Consider the following 14,003-nt stretch of genomic DNA (forward strand, 5'->3'; position numbering starts at 1 on the left):
GTATGGCATTGGCAAAACGAATTATTCCTTGTCTGGATGTAAAAGACGGCCGCGTGGTAAAAGGCGTCAACTTTTTGGGTTTGCGCGATGCAGGCAATCCGGTTGACGTTGCCAAACGCTACAACGATGAAGGCGCGGATGAGTTGACCTTTTTGGACATCACCGCTTCCAGCGACAATCGCGATACTATTTTGCACGTTATCGAGGCGGTCGCTTCGCAAGTTTTTATTCCATTAACCGTCGGCGGCGGTGTGCGTACGGTTGCCGATATCCGCCGCCTGCTCAATGCCGGTGCCGATAAGGCCAGCATCAATACGGCCGCTGTAACCAATCCTGAGTTGGTAAACGAAGCGGCCGGTTTTTTTGGTTCGCAAGCGATTGTCGTTGCTGTCGATGCCAAAGCGGTCAACCCTGAAAACACCCGTTGGGAAATCTTTACCCACGGCGGACGTAATCCGACCGGTTTGGACGCGGTGGAATGGGCTGTCGAAATGCAGCGGCGCGGCGCAGGCGAGATTTTGCTGACCAGCATGGACCGGGACGGCACCAAGCAAGGTTTCAATCTGCCTTTGACACGCGCGGTCAGCGAAGCGGTCGATATTCCGGTCATTGCTTCCGGCGGCGTCGGTTCGGTTCAGCATTTGGTGGACGGTATTAAAGAAGGTAAGGCTGATGCGGTATTGGCCGCCAGTATTTTCCACTTTGGCGAAGCGAGTATCCGCGAAGCGAAACTGGCCATGCGTGAAGCAGGAATTGAAGTGCGTTTGTGATTGCTACCCAAAGGCCGTCTGAAAAATATGGGAGAAAAACGCGAATGTCGAACATAAACGAAACGCTGCTGAATGCCGTAAAATTTGATGAAAAAGGTTTGGTTTGCGCGATTGCCCAAGATTGGCAGACACACCGTGTGCTGATGGTTGCCTGGATGAACGCAGAAGCCCTGCAAAAAACCGTAGAAACCGGTTTTGCCCACTATTACAGCCGTTCCCGCCAAAAACAATGGATGAAGGGCGAAGAGTCGGGGCATACGCAAAAAGTACACGAATTGCGCCTGGATTGCGATGGCGACGCTGTGGTTATGTTGATTGAACAAAACGGCGGCATTGCCTGTCATACCGGGCGTGAAAGCTGCTTTTACAAAGTTTGGCAAGAGGGTGCATGGCAGACAGTGGATGCCGTGTTGAAAGACGAAGAAGCAATTTACGGACATAAACATTCTTAAGGCCGTCTGAAAGAAATAAGAGAAACCGACCATGACCGATACCATCCTTACCCAAATCCAAAACGTCATCGATTCGCGCAGAGGCGGCGATCCCGATGCTTCTTACGTTGCCCAACTGTTGCACAAAGGCGAAGACAAGATTTTGAAAAAAGTCATCGAGGAAGCGGGTGAAACCTTGATGGCCTCTAAAGATGGCGGTGGCGAACATTTGGTTTACGAAGTGGCGGATTTGTGGTTTCACACCATGGTTTTATTGGCGCATCACGGATTGCGCGCCGAAGATGTGGTCAACGAGCTTGCGCGCCGTCAAGGTTTGTCGGGATTGGTGGAAAAAGCTTCTCGCAAAGAATCTTGAATTTATATTACAATCCCGTATTTGACCTGTTTCAGAATCCGTCTCTTGGGGCAAAAACGATTTCACTTTGTTTAGCGAAACCCGTTGCACCCGTTTTCAGACGGCCATTGGAGCCATTATGGATAATTGTATTTTCTGCAAAATCGCCGCCAAAGATATTCCGGCACAAACCGTTTACGAAGACGATGAGATGCTTTGTTTTAAAGACATCCGTCCCGCCGCGCCGGTACATCTGCTGTTGATTCCGAAAGTGCACTTCGATTCACTGGCACACGCCACTGCCGAACATCAAACCCTGTTGGGTAAAATGATGTTGAAAGTCCCTCAAATCGCCCAAGAGGCAGGTTTGACCAACGGTTTCAAAACCCTAATCAACACAGGTAAAGGCGGCGGACAGGAAGTCTTCCACCTGCATATTCATATCATGGGTACGCCCGTATAATTATTATTTCTTTTTAAATTAAACAAATTCAAGGATTTATCATGGGTAGCTTCTCTCTTTGGCACTGGATTATCGTACTGATTATCGTCGTTTTGGTATTCGGTACCAAAAAATTGCGCAACGTCGGCAAAGACCTCGGCGGTGCAGTGCATGACTTCAAACAAGGCCTGAACGAAGGTACAGACGGCAAAGATGCCAAAAAAGACGAAGTCATCGAACACAAAAAAGACGAAGACAAAGCATAATCCATGTTTGATTTCGGTTTGGGCGAATTGCTGCTGGTCGGCGTTGTCGCCCTGATAGTGTTAGGCCCCGAACGTCTGCCGCAAGCCGCGCGCACGGCCGGGCGTTTGGTTGGTAAATTGCAAGGCTTCGTCAACAACGTCAAGCAGGAACTCAACACTCAGGCTGAGTTGGACGAATTGCGCAAAGTCAAGCAGGAATTTGAAGCCGCCGCTTCGGAGTTTCGCGACGGTATCAAAGACTTGGGCGATGATGCACAAAAAAATCTGAGCGATATTTCAGACGGCCTCAAGCCGTGGGAGCGCCTGCCTGAGCAGAAAACGCCTGCCGATTTTGGTGTGGATGAGTTGGGCAATCCATTGCCTGATCTGGCTTCAAGCAGCACTGAAAATGAAAGTGCGGCCCAAGCTTCTGAGCAGGGTGGGGCAGTGCAAACCCAAGAGCTTGTCGAGGCTGAAAATGCCGAATCCGAGCAAGACCGCGCTTGGCGTGAGTATTTGACGGCTTCGGTTTCCCCAGCTCCTGTGGTAGAAGTCAGCTATATCGAATCTCCTGCTGCCGATGTTCCTCCGCTGCATACGACTTCTTTGCGTAAGCAGGCGATGAGCCGCAAACGCGATATGCGCCCGAAATTCCACGCCAAGCCCAAACTGCGCGTCCGTAAGTAAAAAGTGAGTCAACCGGTGTCCGAACCTCAACACGAACAACCCGTCCAACCGCTTATCGAGCATCTTCTCGAGCTGCGCCGCCGCATGATGTGGATCGTCATCGGTATCGTCGTCTGCTTCTTGGGCATGATGCCGTTTGCCCAGCAGCTCTATACCTTTGTTGCCGAACCATTGATGGCCAATCTGCCTAAAGATACCAGCATGATTGCGACCGATGTGATCGCGCCGTTTTTTGTGCCGGTCAAGGTTACCTTGATGGCGGCGTTTCTGCTGTCCTTGCCGCACACGCTGTATCAAGTTTGGGCGTTTGTCGCCCCGGCCTTATACCAAAACGAAAAGCGTTTGATTACGCCGCTGGTGTTGTCCAGCGTGACGCTCTTCTTCGTTGGGATGGCGTTTGCCTATTTCCTGGTGTTTCCCGTTATTTTCAAATTCTTGGCCGGTGTAACCCCTGTCGGCGTCAATATGGCGACCGATATCGACAAATACCTGTCCTTTATTTTGGGCATGTTTGTTGCATTCGGTACGACGTTTGAAGTGCCCGTTGTTGTGGTATTGCTTGCAAAAATGGGTATTGTTTCGACCGCTCAGCTTAAGAACGCCCGTCCGTATGTTATCGTGGGTGCGTTTATCGTGGCCGCAATCATCACGCCGCCTGACGTAATTTCTCAAACCCTGCTTGCCGTTCCGTTGATTCTGCTCTACGAAGCCGGCATTTGGTTCAGCCGTTTTGCCAAGGCCAAAACGCAGCAGGAAGATGAGGATACACCGCAGCCGCCGGCGGAAATTTGAGAATAAAGGCCGTCTGAAGGATTTTTCAGACGGCCTTTGTGTTTATGACAGTTTTAAATTTTAAGGAACAACATGATGAATGTTCAGGATATCGTACAAAAACGTTACAGCACCAAATCTTTTGATGCCTCCAAAAAAATTTCAGCCGAAGATTTTGCCCAAATCGAAGCGGCACTGCGCTACAGTCCTTCCAGCGTCAATATCCAACCTTGGCATTTTGTGATTACAGATAATGAAGCAGGGAAAGCACGGGTAGCCAAATCTGCAGAAAATTTTCCGTACAACCTGCCCAAAATCATCAACGCTTCACATGTAATCGTATTTGCGGCGCGGGTGCATGCCGATGATGACTATTTGGCAGGCGTGTTGGAACAGGAAGATAAAGACGGACGTTTTGCTACGGCCGAAAATAAGCAAATGGGCGATAATGCGCGCCGCACTTTCTTGGGTATCCACCGCAAGCAAATGCAAGACGAAACCCAATGGTTGTCGAGACAAGTTCATATTAATTTGGGCTTCACCCTGTTTGCCGCTGCGGCCTTGGGTGTGGATGCCGTTCCGTTGGAAGGGGTGGATATGGCTGTTTTGGATCAAGAATTTGGTTTGGCTGAAAAAGGTTATCGTGCTGTTGCCGTTGTCGCATTGGGCTATCGCGCCGAAGATGATTTTAATGCCAAATTGCCGAAATCACGTTTGGAAAACGAGGTAATTTTTACCCAGGTATAACCGAGGGGCTTGGTTTCAGATCTTTGAAAAAGCCATCTGTTTCTATCTTATTGAGAAGCATAATGTCAGGCCGTCTGAAAATAAACTACTTTTCAGACGGCCTTTTTATTGCTCTTGTTTTTCTTTGTCCTCCTTATTTTCAAGCATCTTACAAAAAGGGTTTGGAAAAATAGGTGCTTATATTTTGGCCGGATTTAGCCATACGATTTCATGGATAAATGTGTTATCGTATTCATATATGTTAAAAAACATTAATAAATTTGTATTTTTCTTACAGAGAAAGGCTTCAAAATGGATGGTTGGACTCAAACGCTGAGTGCCGGTACTTTGCTCGGTATTGCGGCGGCGGCAATTTTGCTGATTTTGATTTTAATTGTGAAACTGCGTGTTCATGCTTTGCTGACGTTGGTATTGGTCAGCCTGCTGACTGCTATCGTAACAGGCCTGCCTATGGGCAGTATCATTAATGATGTGTTGGTCAAAAACTTTGGCGGTACGCTCGGCAGCGTGGCGTTGCTGGTCGGTTTGGGCGCAATGCTCGGCCGTTTGGTGGAAACTTCCGGCGGTGCCCAATCTTTGGCGGATGCGCTGATTCGGATTTTTGGTGAAAAACGTGCGCCGTTTGCCTTAGGCGTGGCTTCTTTGATTTTCGGTTTTCCGATTTTCTTTGATGCCGGTTTGGTGGTGATGTTGCCGATTGTGTTTGCAACGGCACGCCGCATGAAGCAAACTGTTTTGCCCTATGCGTTGGCATCTATTGGCGCATTTTCCGTCATGCACGTCTTCCTGCCGCCTCATCCCGGCCCGATTGCCGCTTCTGAATTTTATGGTGCAAATATTGGTCAACTGCTGATTTTGGGTTTACCTGTTACCTTGATTACTTGGTATTTCAGCGGCTATTTATTGGGTAAAGTTTTGGGTCGCAGCATTCATGTGCCCGTTCCTGATCTGCTCAGCGGCGGTACGCAAGATAACGACCAACCGAAAGCGCCTGCAAAAGCATCTACAGTCATCGGCATTATGCTGATTCCTATGTTGTTGATTTTCTTGAATACTGGTTTGTCTACTCTGATCAGCGAGAAAATGGTCAGTGCGGATGAAGGCTGGGTGCAGTTTGCACGAATGCTCGGTTCTACACCGATTGCTTTGCTGATTTCTGTTTTGGTAGCCCTGTATGTATTGGGCAGCAAACGTGGCGAAAAAGCCAGCGCTTTGGAGAAAACCATTGATGGCGCATTGGGCCCGGTTTGCTCGGTTATTTTGATTACCGGTGCGGGCGGTATGTTCGGCGGCGTATTGCGTGCTTCCGGTATCGGTAAGGCTTTGGCCGACAGCATGGCGGACTTGGGTATTCCTGTTTTGCTGGGTTGTTTCTTGGTGGCTTTGGCTTTGCGTATTGCGCAAGGTTCTGCAACTGTTGCCCTGACTACCGCTGCCGCATTGATGGCGCCGGCCGTTGCGGCGGCAGGTTTCAGCGATTGGCAGATTACTTGCGTGGTATTGGCGACAGCGGCAGGTTCCGTCGGTTGCAGCCACTTTAACGACTCAGGCTTCTGGCTTGTCGGCCGTCTGTTGGATATGGATGTGCCGACGACCTTGAAGACATGGACGGTCAACCAAACACTTATCGCACTCATCGGTTTTGCTTTATCGTCAGTGTTGTTTATCTTGGTTTAATCGAAAATGGCCGGCGTATAGTGTTTTGAGATAACACAATCCGCCTGTTTTCAAATACCGTTAAAATTCAGATAAACAAGGAGTAGAAAAATGACGACACATTTTGTCATGATGGGAGTGTGCGGTTGCGGTAAAACCACGGCCGCACTCTCATTGCAAAAATATCTTGATCAATGTCCCTATGCCGAAGGCGATGATTTCCATACCCAAGCCAACCGCGACAAAATGGGTGCCGGTATTCCGCTGACGGATGAAGACCGCTATCCTTGGCTGGGCAATTTGCGTGACTGGATGACGGAGCAGGCAAAAAACGGGGAAAAATATTCCATCGTTACTTGTTCCGCACTCAAGCATCACTATCGCGATATTCTGCGTGGTGCGGAAGGGAAGGTGGCTTTTATCCATCTGACTCCGCCTCAAGCAATCAATCTCGAACGTATGCTGTCGCGTCAGGGGCATTATATGAAAGCCGGAATGCTGGATTCGCAGCTGGAGATTTTGGAAGAGCTGGGTGCGGATGAGTACGGCGTTAAAATCGACAATCCGGGTTCGCCTGAAGCCGTTGAGGCAGATATTGTGAACTGGGTAAAAGTGCAAGGCTTGATTTAATAATGAACAGAAATGAAAAGGCCGTCTGAAATCTTTCAGACGGCCTTTTTTGATGAGATTTAGAATGTTTTTTGCGAATCAAGCAATAAGGTAACCGGCCCGTCATTGCAAAGGGAAACCTGCATATGGGTTTGGAATCTGCCGGTTTCGACAGTCAGTCCATGTTCGCGCAAAAGTTGCGCGGTATATTGATAAAGCTTATCCGCTTGTTCGGCAGGGGCGGCATTGGAGAAGGACGGACGGCGGCCGCTGCGCGCATCGGCGTAAAGAGTAAATTGGGAAACTAATAATATCGAGCCGCCGACATCTTTGAGCGATAAATTTAATTTGCCGTTTTCGTCTTCAAAGATACGCAGGTTGGCGGTTTTGTCCGCAATGTATTTGGCATCTGCTTCCGTATCGGCGTGGGTAACGCCGAGCAATATCATAAATCCGTTGTCGATTTTTCCGCAGGTTTCGCGGGAGTTTTCGGACAAAACGTCAACTTTGGCTTGGGTAACTTTTTGAATAACGGCGCGCATGATGTTTTTGGATATAAAGAAGTTTGTGAAAAAGAGCGTAAAAGACACGCCCTTTGGGTTGGAGTATGGTTTCAGACGGCCTGAAACCATTGAATCAATTTACGGATTAATGCCGTTTTCTTTTAAGATGCGTTCGATCTGATTATTAACTTTTTGCCGTTTGACAGCTTGGGCAATTTGGTTGCGTACCAGCTCGAAAGGTTCGGCATTCGGATCATGCTCTACTGCACTGAGTTTAAACAGATAAAAACGGTTTTCCATTTGAATCGGCTCGTGCGTTACATCGCCCCGGTTCATGTCGGCAAAAGCAACGGCCAGTTGGGGAGGGAGCTGTTGCGGAGAAATGAAGCCGTCAAATTCTTGTTCTGGGTTAGGATAGCGCTTCATCAGCTCTTCGAATGACAAGCCTTTTAGCAGCAGTTCTTGCGCGGCGCGTACTTCGTCGGCTGAGGCAAAGCTGACTTGTTGCAGCTTGATAATGCGTGTTTGCTGGTCGTAGAAACGGCGCAACTCGGCATCGTCAACTGCGGTTTGACGTTCTAGATAAGCAGCGTATTGGTTGGCATAGAACTCAGCTTCAACGTTTTTGAACTGATTCTGTACTTCCGCATCTTTGTCCAAACCAGCTTTGAAGGCTTCATTTTTCAATATTTCCAAAGTCTGCAAGCGTGTAACCACATCTTTGCGGATTGCCTGACCATCGGGTTTGGCAGTCTGGTTGGGATGCTGGTCGGCCTGTCTCAATACTTCGGCAACCATGCTGTCGATGCGGGCGGGATCGATTTCAGGTGCTTTGGCGGTTGCCAAGCCGATCGTTGACAGGGTAAGGATGGCCAAAACGGCAGTTTTGGGCTTGATGTTCATGTGGATTCCTTATTGCCCGCCGCTATAAACGGCGGGCACGTTATATTATTTGTTGACTTTGATGCTGGCTTTTTTCAGTAATGATTGAATGGCCGCATCAACACGGGCACCCTGTAAATCGCTGCCAATCTCGTTTTTAGAGGCTTCGTAAGAAGGCACGGTAACATTACGGCGGTCATTGACGTAGAAAACGGCATACAGATTGCCGTTTTGCAGCGGCGTTTTAGTGTGCGCGCCTTTTTTCAGGTCTTTGACGGCTGCATAAAGCGGAGGTGCTGATTCTTGTAAATCTTTGAGCGGAACATAAGCTTTAGGGATGCCGCCGGCTTTTTTGGCTGCTTCATCAATTGAATATTGGTTCAATACCGAAGCAAAGCTTTTTTTCGCGTCCAAGTCGGCAATGGCTTTTTGGGCATTGCTGTTGCTGTCGGTTACGATTTCGCCCAGCTGGACTTCTTGGGTGCCTTTATAGAAGTTGCTGAAATCATTGTAAGCGGCTTTAACATCTTTTTCTTGAACAGGAAATTGGCGGATGATGTGTGCCGCGAAAGCTTGGCCTAACAAATCATTTTCAAAAGCCGCCCATTCGGTTTTGAATGTGGGCTTTTTATCCGCTCCTTGCTTGGCGGCATCGGCACGTGCTTGCTCCAGTGCCGCTTTGAATTCAGCGCTTTGATCCAGTTTTAATTTTTTGGCTTCTTGGGTAACAACAGTGCTGATAACTTGACGTTCAGTCAGCATTTGACGCAATTCAGGCGTATCTTGAATGTTAGGATTGCTGGCGCGTACGGAAGCCACTTGGTCGTCAATCACGCTGCTGTCGATGGCTTGGCCGTTGACGGTAACCAAAGTTTGGGCAAACAGGGTGCCGGAAGTCAGAGCGAGCATCAAGGCTGAAGCAAAGTAGGTTTTTTTCATCGTATTTCTCTTCTAAATTAATGATTGGAAATCAAAGTTTGGGCGGTAATCTTAATGGAAGTATTCGTCCGGCGTGGTTGCTTTGATGCTGAGTGCATGAATCAGGCCGTCTGAAAACAAGTCTTGTAAAAGCTGCTTAATCATACGTTGCCGTTGGAGGCGGCCGATATTTTCAAATGCGTTGCTGACCACCAATATCGCATAATGCCCGCCGCCTTTATTGCCGGCATGGCCGGCGTGCAGATGGCTCTCATCTTCAAAATCGAAGAACTCAGGCTCAAGTGCCTGCAGGCGTTCCTCGATAATTTGACGCATATTGCTCATTTGAACACGGCTTTAAAGGGTTTGATCAAGACTTCGGCGTATACGCCGGCATCGACGTAAGGGTCTTGTTCGGCCCATTCTTGTGCAGCGTCCAAAGATTCAAATTGAGCCACAATCAGGCTGCCGGAAACGCGTTCCGGATTATCCGGCAGGGGATTGGGGCCGGCAGTCAGCAGACGGCCTTGCGCTTTCAATTCTTCCAAACGTGCCAAATGCGCGGGGCGTGCCGCCATGCGTGCTTCGTGGACATCTTCGGCATCAGTGGCCAAAAGCATGAAATATTCCATTATTGGTTCTCCTTAGGCTGGAAACGCATCAGATACATGCCCTGTGCGATAGAAAAAATGATTGTGAAACCCAATGTGCCAAACAATTTGTAATTGACCCATTGGTCTGGAAAATACGTAAAGACAAAGAGATTGGCAGCCCCCATAAAAATCAGGAAACCAATCCATGCATAAGTCAGGCGCGTCCATACAAAATCAGGAAGCTGCATTTCTTTACCCATCACGGCTTTTAGCCCGTTTTTACCGGCAAGATGACTAAACAGCATGACGATCGCGCCGATCCAAAACAGAACGGTCGGTTTCCACATGATGAAGCGGTTGTCTTTCAGTAAAATCGTTGCACCGCCAAAAAAGACAATCAAAATCAGGCTGATCCATTGCATGGTGTCCAGCTTGCGGTGTTTCCAAAAGGTCAGCGCAGCTTGGGCAATGCCGACTACAACCGCAACAGCCGTGGCGGCAATCATGTCTTTGGTGATGATGTATGTAATGAAAAATAAGAATACGGCGAATAAGTCGCTCAAAACTTTCATATGTTAATGATGAAACTAATTGAGTAAATGCTAATCATACAGGGAGATGTGTTTTTTTGCACCTTTCCCCTTAACTTCAACACCACATATATTTATATAAAATATTTGTTTTGGGTTGGCGAAATTTGTAAAAAAGAAACACAAGCATGCAAAAGTAATAGATTTGCTAAGGAATTTTAGGCTGAATAGCCTCTATTGCTTGGCAGGAATAGGTTAAAAATATATCATGACGTAATATCTAGTAAATATATGGTTAAATGCGCGCACATTGGTTAGTACCATAATTTTCGAACAGGGGATCCGTTTTGAAAAAACATCACAATATTAAATTAATTACAGCTTCTATCGCTTTAATGACATCGCTCAGTGCCTCTGCGGGTTTGGGGGGCTTGAATGTTCAATCTCATTTGGGTGAGCCTTTTACAGGCAGTATCACTGTGACTGGTGAGGAAGCTCAGGCTCTGCTCAATGGCGGTAAGGCCACTATTTCAAATGGCAATTTGCGCGCGGCGGTACGCAAATCAGGCGATAAGGCAGTCGTTACTATCCGCTCTTCTCAAGCCATCAAAGATCCTGTTTTGGTTTTCCAAGTAGGTGTCGGCGCGCAATCGCGTGAATACACCGCCATTATCGATCCGGCCGGATATGATTCTAAAGATGCTGCATCTGTTCGTACCCGCCCGGCCACTGAATCTCAATCCTCCGAGCCGACACGCAATGCCCAACAGCCTGTAACTAAAAACAATAAAGCAGCAGGTAATCAGGCAGCTCAAGCGCGTAAGGATGTGCAGCGTAAGGCTGAGAAAAAACAAGTTCAGACGGCCCCTACTAAAAACGACACAGCTGCACGTTCAGGCAGGCAGCATTTGGTACGTACGGGTGAAACCCTGATTGCCATCGCGTCCAGCATCCGTCCTCAGGGTATGACCTTGGATCAAACCATCCAGGCTTTGGTAAATGCCAATCCGGATGTATTTATCGATAATAATGCCAACCGTATGTTGGCAGGTAAAGTACTGAATATTCCAAACCGTAGCGAATTGCAACGCTTGGCTGCTTCTGCTCCTGTTAAAACCAATACGGCGACAGAGAAAGGCAATGAAACCGTCAATGCAACAGAAGCTAAAACAGAAAAACCTGTTGTTCAGCCTGAGACTCAAACTGAAGCCCAGGTTAAAGATGCTGGCGTAAATACACAGCAACAGGAAGAAGTGAAACAAGCTTCAGCTGAACAAACAGAACAAGCGGCATCTACAGCTGTTAATGAAAATGCCGCATCGACTGTTCCTGCGTCCGATGTTCAAGAAGCTATGGCTTCTGATGCCCAAGAGAATGTAGTGGCTTCTGAGCCTGTTACAACCACGGATTCTGTCGCGGAGCAAACAGAAAGCGAATCAGACGGCAATTTATGGAAATGGTTGTTGGCAGGTGGTGCAGCCCTTATTGCTGCTTGGTTGTTGCTGAAAGCTGCCGGTAAACGTAAAGATGAGCCGGAAGAAGCACCTGTAAGCCGTAAGGATGAAGAGAAGGCCGTACGGAAAAATGTTGCTGCTTCAGCTGCTGCGGTTGCTGCAACTAAAGTAACGCCGTCTGAAAAAATTCAAGACGGTCTGTTTATCGAAGATGATTTCGAAGATGATGTGGTTATCAATGAAGTAGAAGAATCTTCCACTATTAATGATGTCAAACTTGATTTGGGTAAGATTGACAATAGTCAGACAGGTATTCTTTCAGGTGCAGTAACGCATGATGCAGAGACAGAGCAACGTCGCTATGCTGATTGGGATAGTATCGAATCAACAGAAAGCGTGTACGAGCCTGAACCGGAAAATCCATATCAGCCGGTATCCGTTGTTATGCCTGAACGTAAAGAAGAGCAGGCAAATACATTTGCTGAGTTTGATTTTGCGACAGAGACAAAAGTCTTCGAGTCGCGAAATGAAGAGCCACTCGAGTTTACGGTAGATACCCCTGAAGATTCAGACGGCCATGTGTTGCCATTCGATATCAAGCAAGATCAAGACTTGCAAATTCAAGAAACCAAAGAAGAAGTAGAGAAAGAAGAAGCTGCTTCTGAGTTTGTGATTGAAGAAGGTGCATTGGAATGGGGAGCTGAAGATGTTTCAGTGGCTGCCGATAAAAGCAATAGTGACAGAGGCTTTGTTTCAGAATCAGTCGGAATAACTGCACCGTTTGAAGCTAAATATGATTTGGCTAAGATGTACATCGAAATCGGTGATCCTGAAGCGGCTCGAGAAACATTGCAAGGGCTGATTGAAGAGGCTGAAGGAGATATTCTGTATAAAGCCCAAAAACTGATGAAAGAGCTTGGCGTATAAGTACCAGTAAAATGAAGATGCCGTTTCAGACGGCATCTTTTTTATGGTAAATTAAAAAGCAAGATTTTGGCTGAGTCTATTATCAGTTGGGTAAGATTTCAGCTTTATGTGATGGTTGAAGATGAAGGCCGTCTGAAATACATAATGGATGGAGGCGTGTGTTGATCACGCCTTTTTAATATTTGTTACTTACGCGTAGGCAACAATATCAATTTACAAGAAGTATAAGAAATGACTGAACAAGCAAATACAATTGGGCATCTCGTGCAGCGTTGGGCTTTGACCCTCTCTTATGATGGAAGCCGTTTTTATGGTTGGCAAAAACAGGCTGGAAATTTGCCGACTGTTCAGACGGCCTTAGAGCAGGCGTTATCTTCAATAGCAGGGGAGCGAATTAATACCATTGTTGCGGGAAGGACGGATACGGGTGTGCATGCAACTGCCCAGGTAGTGCATTTTGATACATCAGTAAGTCGTCCGGAGCAAGCATGGGTGCGTGGTGTCAATGCACATTTGCCTGATGGTGTTGCTGTGTTGGTTGCGCAAAAAGTTGCACCTCATTTTCATGCTCGATTTGATGCTTATGGCCGCCATTATCGCTATTTATTGGAATCCTCACCGGTTCGTTCCCCATTATTGGTTGGCAGAGTAGGGTGGACGCATTTGAAATTAGATTTAAATCTGATGAGGCAGGCTGCTGCCCTGTTGGAGGGTGAACATGACTTTTCTAGCTTTCGAGCGGCTGAATGTCAGGCGAAGTCCCCTATAAAGACACTATATAGTACAAAGATTAGTGGAACTTCTCGCTATCTGTGCCTTGATTTGCATGGAAATGCATTCTTGCATCATATGGTACGCAATATTATGGGGGCATTGGTGTACGTAGGTAGTGGCAGAATCAGTGTAGATGAGTTTGAGTCGGTCTTTCATGCAAAAAGCAGATTGAAGGCTCCGCCAACTTTTATGTCTGATGGTCTGTATTTAACAGGTGTTGATTATCCTGATGAGTTTGGGGTAACTCAGCTATCTTTGCCCGAGTGGATGAGCGTTCTAGGTAATGATTTTCAGACGGCCTAACTGTGGATTGTTGGTATAAAAGCAACAAAATAGCGTGATTGATGTGTAAACTGATAAAGTGTTGTAAAAATGCAAATCTTGATTTTGAAGAAATTTATCATTGATTTTAAATAATAAATTTCCATTTTTTGGGTTGTCTCTACCTTTATTTAGTTTCTGCGGTGGTGGGGGGGAATTGAATAAAGTTTGTTTTTTTAGAAAGGAACAATTATAGTGACAGTCATGGAATCGCTGATTCCAGCGATAAAGTAAGCCTAAGCGGATTGTCCGGTCTGCTTAAGTTATTTCTTCACAATAGAAAAGGAATACAGCAATGAAAAAATCTCTGATTGCTCTGACTTTGGCAGCTCTGCCTGTTGCAGCTATGGCTGATGTGACTCTGTACGGTCAAATCAAAGCTGGCGTA

At 47.1% G+C, this 14,003-nt stretch carries 18 protein-coding genes; 12 read left to right on the plus strand and 6 right to left on the minus strand.

Annotated features, from left to right (window positions below; all coding sequences use genetic code 11):
* Positions 1 to 2: 2 nt before the first annotated feature.
* The 10 genes from hisF to HMPREF3047_RS04155 all read left to right on the plus strand — a co-directional run bounded on the left by hisF (position 3) and on the right by HMPREF3047_RS04155 (position 6,734).
* The gene (gene hisF / locus HMPREF3047_RS04110; RefSeq protein WP_070712262.1) at positions 3 to 770 is read left to right on the plus strand and encodes an imidazole glycerol phosphate synthase subunit HisF; all 768 of its coding nucleotides are present in this window, start codon (positions 3 to 5) and stop codon (positions 768 to 770) included.
* Between the two features lie 53 nt (positions 771 to 823).
* Positions 824 to 1,222 carry a phosphoribosyl-AMP cyclohydrolase gene (gene hisI / locus HMPREF3047_RS04115; RefSeq protein WP_141756549.1) on the plus strand — a complete coding sequence of 133 codons (399 nt, stop codon included), beginning with the start codon at positions 824 to 826 and terminating at the stop codon, positions 1,220 to 1,222.
* A gap of 31 nt (positions 1,223 to 1,253) precedes the next feature.
* On the plus strand, positions 1,254 to 1,577 hold the full coding sequence (locus tag HMPREF3047_RS04120; RefSeq protein WP_070712264.1) for a phosphoribosyl-ATP diphosphatase: 324 nt from the start codon (positions 1,254 to 1,256) through the stop codon (positions 1,575 to 1,577).
* Positions 1,578 to 1,695: 118 nt separating this feature from the next.
* Entirely contained in the window at positions 1,696 to 2,019 is a 324-nt protein-coding gene (locus HMPREF3047_RS04125; RefSeq protein ID WP_070712265.1) for a histidine triad nucleotide-binding protein, read from the plus strand.
* A 41-nt stretch (positions 2,020 to 2,060) separates the two neighbouring features.
* The gene (gene tatA / locus HMPREF3047_RS04130) at positions 2,061 to 2,264 is read left to right on the plus strand and encodes a Sec-independent protein translocase subunit TatA (RefSeq protein ID WP_003679438.1); all 204 of its coding nucleotides are present in this window, start codon (positions 2,061 to 2,063) and stop codon (positions 2,262 to 2,264) included.
* Between the two features lie 3 nt (positions 2,265 to 2,267).
* Positions 2,268 to 2,930, plus strand: a complete 663-nt coding sequence (tatB, locus tag HMPREF3047_RS04135) for a Sec-independent protein translocase protein TatB (protein WP_070712266.1) — start codon at positions 2,268 to 2,270, stop codon at positions 2,928 to 2,930.
* 15 nt (positions 2,931 to 2,945) lie between these two features.
* Positions 2,946 to 3,722: a twin-arginine translocase subunit TatC gene (tatC, locus tag HMPREF3047_RS04140; protein ID WP_070712267.1), complete on the plus strand. Its 777-nt coding sequence runs from the start codon at positions 2,946 to 2,948 to the stop codon at positions 3,720 to 3,722.
* Between the two features lie 72 nt (positions 3,723 to 3,794).
* The gene (nfsB, locus tag HMPREF3047_RS04145) at positions 3,795 to 4,448 is read left to right on the plus strand and encodes an oxygen-insensitive NAD(P)H nitroreductase (protein ID WP_283122356.1); all 654 of its coding nucleotides are present in this window, start codon (positions 3,795 to 3,797) and stop codon (positions 4,446 to 4,448) included.
* A 291-nt stretch (positions 4,449 to 4,739) separates the two neighbouring features.
* Positions 4,740 to 6,125 carry a GntP family permease gene (locus HMPREF3047_RS04150; protein ID WP_070712269.1) on the plus strand — a complete coding sequence of 462 codons (1,386 nt, stop codon included), beginning with the start codon at positions 4,740 to 4,742 and terminating at the stop codon, positions 6,123 to 6,125.
* Between the two features lie 90 nt (positions 6,126 to 6,215).
* Positions 6,216 to 6,734: a gluconokinase, GntK/IdnK-type gene (locus tag HMPREF3047_RS04155; RefSeq protein ID WP_070712270.1), complete on the plus strand. Its 519-nt coding sequence runs from the start codon at positions 6,216 to 6,218 to the stop codon at positions 6,732 to 6,734.
* A 59-nt stretch (positions 6,735 to 6,793) separates the two neighbouring features.
* On the opposite strand, the gene dtd is transcribed toward HMPREF3047_RS04155, so the two are convergent.
* The 6 genes from dtd to HMPREF3047_RS04185 form a co-directional block, all read right to left on the minus strand.
* Positions 6,794 to 7,255, minus strand: a complete 462-nt coding sequence (dtd, locus tag HMPREF3047_RS04160) for a D-aminoacyl-tRNA deacylase (protein ID WP_003748635.1) — start codon at positions 7,253 to 7,255, stop codon at positions 6,794 to 6,796.
* A 99-nt stretch (positions 7,256 to 7,354) separates the two neighbouring features.
* Positions 7,355 to 8,119 carry a peptidyl-prolyl cis-trans isomerase gene (locus tag HMPREF3047_RS04165; RefSeq protein WP_070712271.1) on the minus strand — a complete coding sequence of 255 codons (765 nt, stop codon included), beginning with the start codon at positions 8,117 to 8,119 and terminating at the stop codon, positions 7,355 to 7,357.
* A gap of 45 nt (positions 8,120 to 8,164) precedes the next feature.
* The gene (locus HMPREF3047_RS04170; RefSeq protein WP_070712272.1) at positions 8,165 to 9,037 is read right to left on the minus strand and encodes a peptidylprolyl isomerase; all 873 of its coding nucleotides are present in this window, start codon (positions 9,035 to 9,037) and stop codon (positions 8,165 to 8,167) included.
* A gap of 51 nt (positions 9,038 to 9,088) precedes the next feature.
* Positions 9,089 to 9,361 carry a BolA family protein gene (locus tag HMPREF3047_RS04175; protein ID WP_070712273.1) on the minus strand — a complete coding sequence of 91 codons (273 nt, stop codon included), beginning with the start codon at positions 9,359 to 9,361 and terminating at the stop codon, positions 9,089 to 9,091.
* Positions 9,358 to 9,648 carry a YciI family protein gene (locus tag HMPREF3047_RS04180; RefSeq protein ID WP_004519663.1) on the minus strand — a complete coding sequence of 97 codons (291 nt, stop codon included), beginning with the start codon at positions 9,646 to 9,648 and terminating at the stop codon, positions 9,358 to 9,360. The genes HMPREF3047_RS04175 and HMPREF3047_RS04180 overlap by 4 nt, the downstream gene beginning before the upstream one ends.
* On the minus strand, positions 9,648 to 10,181 hold the full coding sequence (locus HMPREF3047_RS04185) for a septation protein A (RefSeq protein WP_070712274.1): 534 nt from the start codon (positions 10,179 to 10,181) through the stop codon (positions 9,648 to 9,650). The genes HMPREF3047_RS04180 and HMPREF3047_RS04185 overlap by 1 nt, the downstream gene beginning before the upstream one ends.
* Positions 10,182 to 10,534: 353 nt before the next feature.
* On the opposite strand from HMPREF3047_RS04185, the gene HMPREF3047_RS04190 reads away from it, so the two are divergent.
* A complete protein-coding gene (locus HMPREF3047_RS04190) occupies positions 10,535 to 12,520 on the plus strand; it encodes a FimV/HubP family polar landmark protein (RefSeq protein ID WP_083315945.1) in 1,986 nt (661 codons plus the stop codon).
* A 231-nt stretch (positions 12,521 to 12,751) separates the two neighbouring features.
* A complete protein-coding gene (gene truA, locus HMPREF3047_RS04195; protein WP_070712276.1) occupies positions 12,752 to 13,597 on the plus strand; it encodes a tRNA pseudouridine(38-40) synthase TruA in 846 nt (281 codons plus the stop codon).
* The last annotated feature ends 406 nt before the right edge of the window (positions 13,598 to 14,003 follow it).

The sequence above is a fragment of the Neisseria sp. HMSC075C10 genome, from assembly GCF_001815615.1.
Lineage (GTDB): Bacteria > Pseudomonadota > Gammaproteobacteria > Burkholderiales > Neisseriaceae > Neisseria > Neisseria subflava_A.

What these genes read in the sequence shown, in the direction of transcription:
- hisF (WP_070712262.1), top strand. Translation starts at nt 3, where the DNA reads ATGGCATTGGCAAAACGAATTATTCCTTGTCTGGATGTAAAAGACGGC.
- HMPREF3047_RS04120 (WP_070712264.1), top strand. Translation starts at nt 1,254, where the DNA reads ATGACCGATACCATCCTTACCCAAATCCAAAACGTCATCGATTCGCGC.
- HMPREF3047_RS04125 (WP_070712265.1), top strand. Translation starts at nt 1,696, where the DNA reads ATGGATAATTGTATTTTCTGCAAAATCGCCGCCAAAGATATTCCGGCA.
- tatA (WP_003679438.1), top strand. Translation starts at nt 2,061, where the DNA reads ATGGGTAGCTTCTCTCTTTGGCACTGGATTATCGTACTGATTATCGTC.
- tatB (WP_070712266.1), top strand. Translation starts at nt 2,268, where the DNA reads ATGTTTGATTTCGGTTTGGGCGAATTGCTGCTGGTCGGCGTTGTCGCC.
- nfsB (WP_283122356.1), top strand. Translation starts at nt 3,795, where the DNA reads ATGATGAATGTTCAGGATATCGTACAAAAACGTTACAGCACCAAATCT.
- HMPREF3047_RS04150 (WP_070712269.1), top strand. Translation starts at nt 4,740, where the DNA reads ATGGATGGTTGGACTCAAACGCTGAGTGCCGGTACTTTGCTCGGTATT.
- HMPREF3047_RS04155 (WP_070712270.1), top strand. Translation starts at nt 6,216, where the DNA reads ATGACGACACATTTTGTCATGATGGGAGTGTGCGGTTGCGGTAAAACC.
- dtd (WP_003748635.1), bottom strand. Translation starts at nt 7,255, where the DNA reads ATGCGCGCCGTTATTCAAAAAGTTACCCAAGCCAAAGTTGACGTTTTG.
- HMPREF3047_RS04165 (WP_070712271.1), bottom strand. Translation starts at nt 8,119, where the DNA reads ATGAACATCAAGCCCAAAACTGCCGTTTTGGCCATCCTTACCCTGTCA.
- HMPREF3047_RS04170 (WP_070712272.1), bottom strand. Translation starts at nt 9,037, where the DNA reads ATGAAAAAAACCTACTTTGCTTCAGCCTTGATGCTCGCTCTGACTTCC.
- HMPREF3047_RS04175 (WP_070712273.1), bottom strand. Translation starts at nt 9,361, where the DNA reads ATGAGCAATATGCGTCAAATTATCGAGGAACGCCTGCAGGCACTTGAG.
- HMPREF3047_RS04180 (WP_004519663.1), bottom strand. Translation starts at nt 9,648, where the DNA reads ATGGAATATTTCATGCTTTTGGCCACTGATGCCGAAGATGTCCACGAA.
- HMPREF3047_RS04185 (WP_070712274.1), bottom strand. Translation starts at nt 10,181, where the DNA reads ATGAAAGTTTTGAGCGACTTATTCGCCGTATTCTTATTTTTCATTACA.
- HMPREF3047_RS04190 (WP_083315945.1), top strand. Translation starts at nt 10,535, where the DNA reads ATGACATCGCTCAGTGCCTCTGCGGGTTTGGGGGGCTTGAATGTTCAA.
- truA (WP_070712276.1), top strand. Translation starts at nt 12,752, where the DNA reads ATGACTGAACAAGCAAATACAATTGGGCATCTCGTGCAGCGTTGGGCT.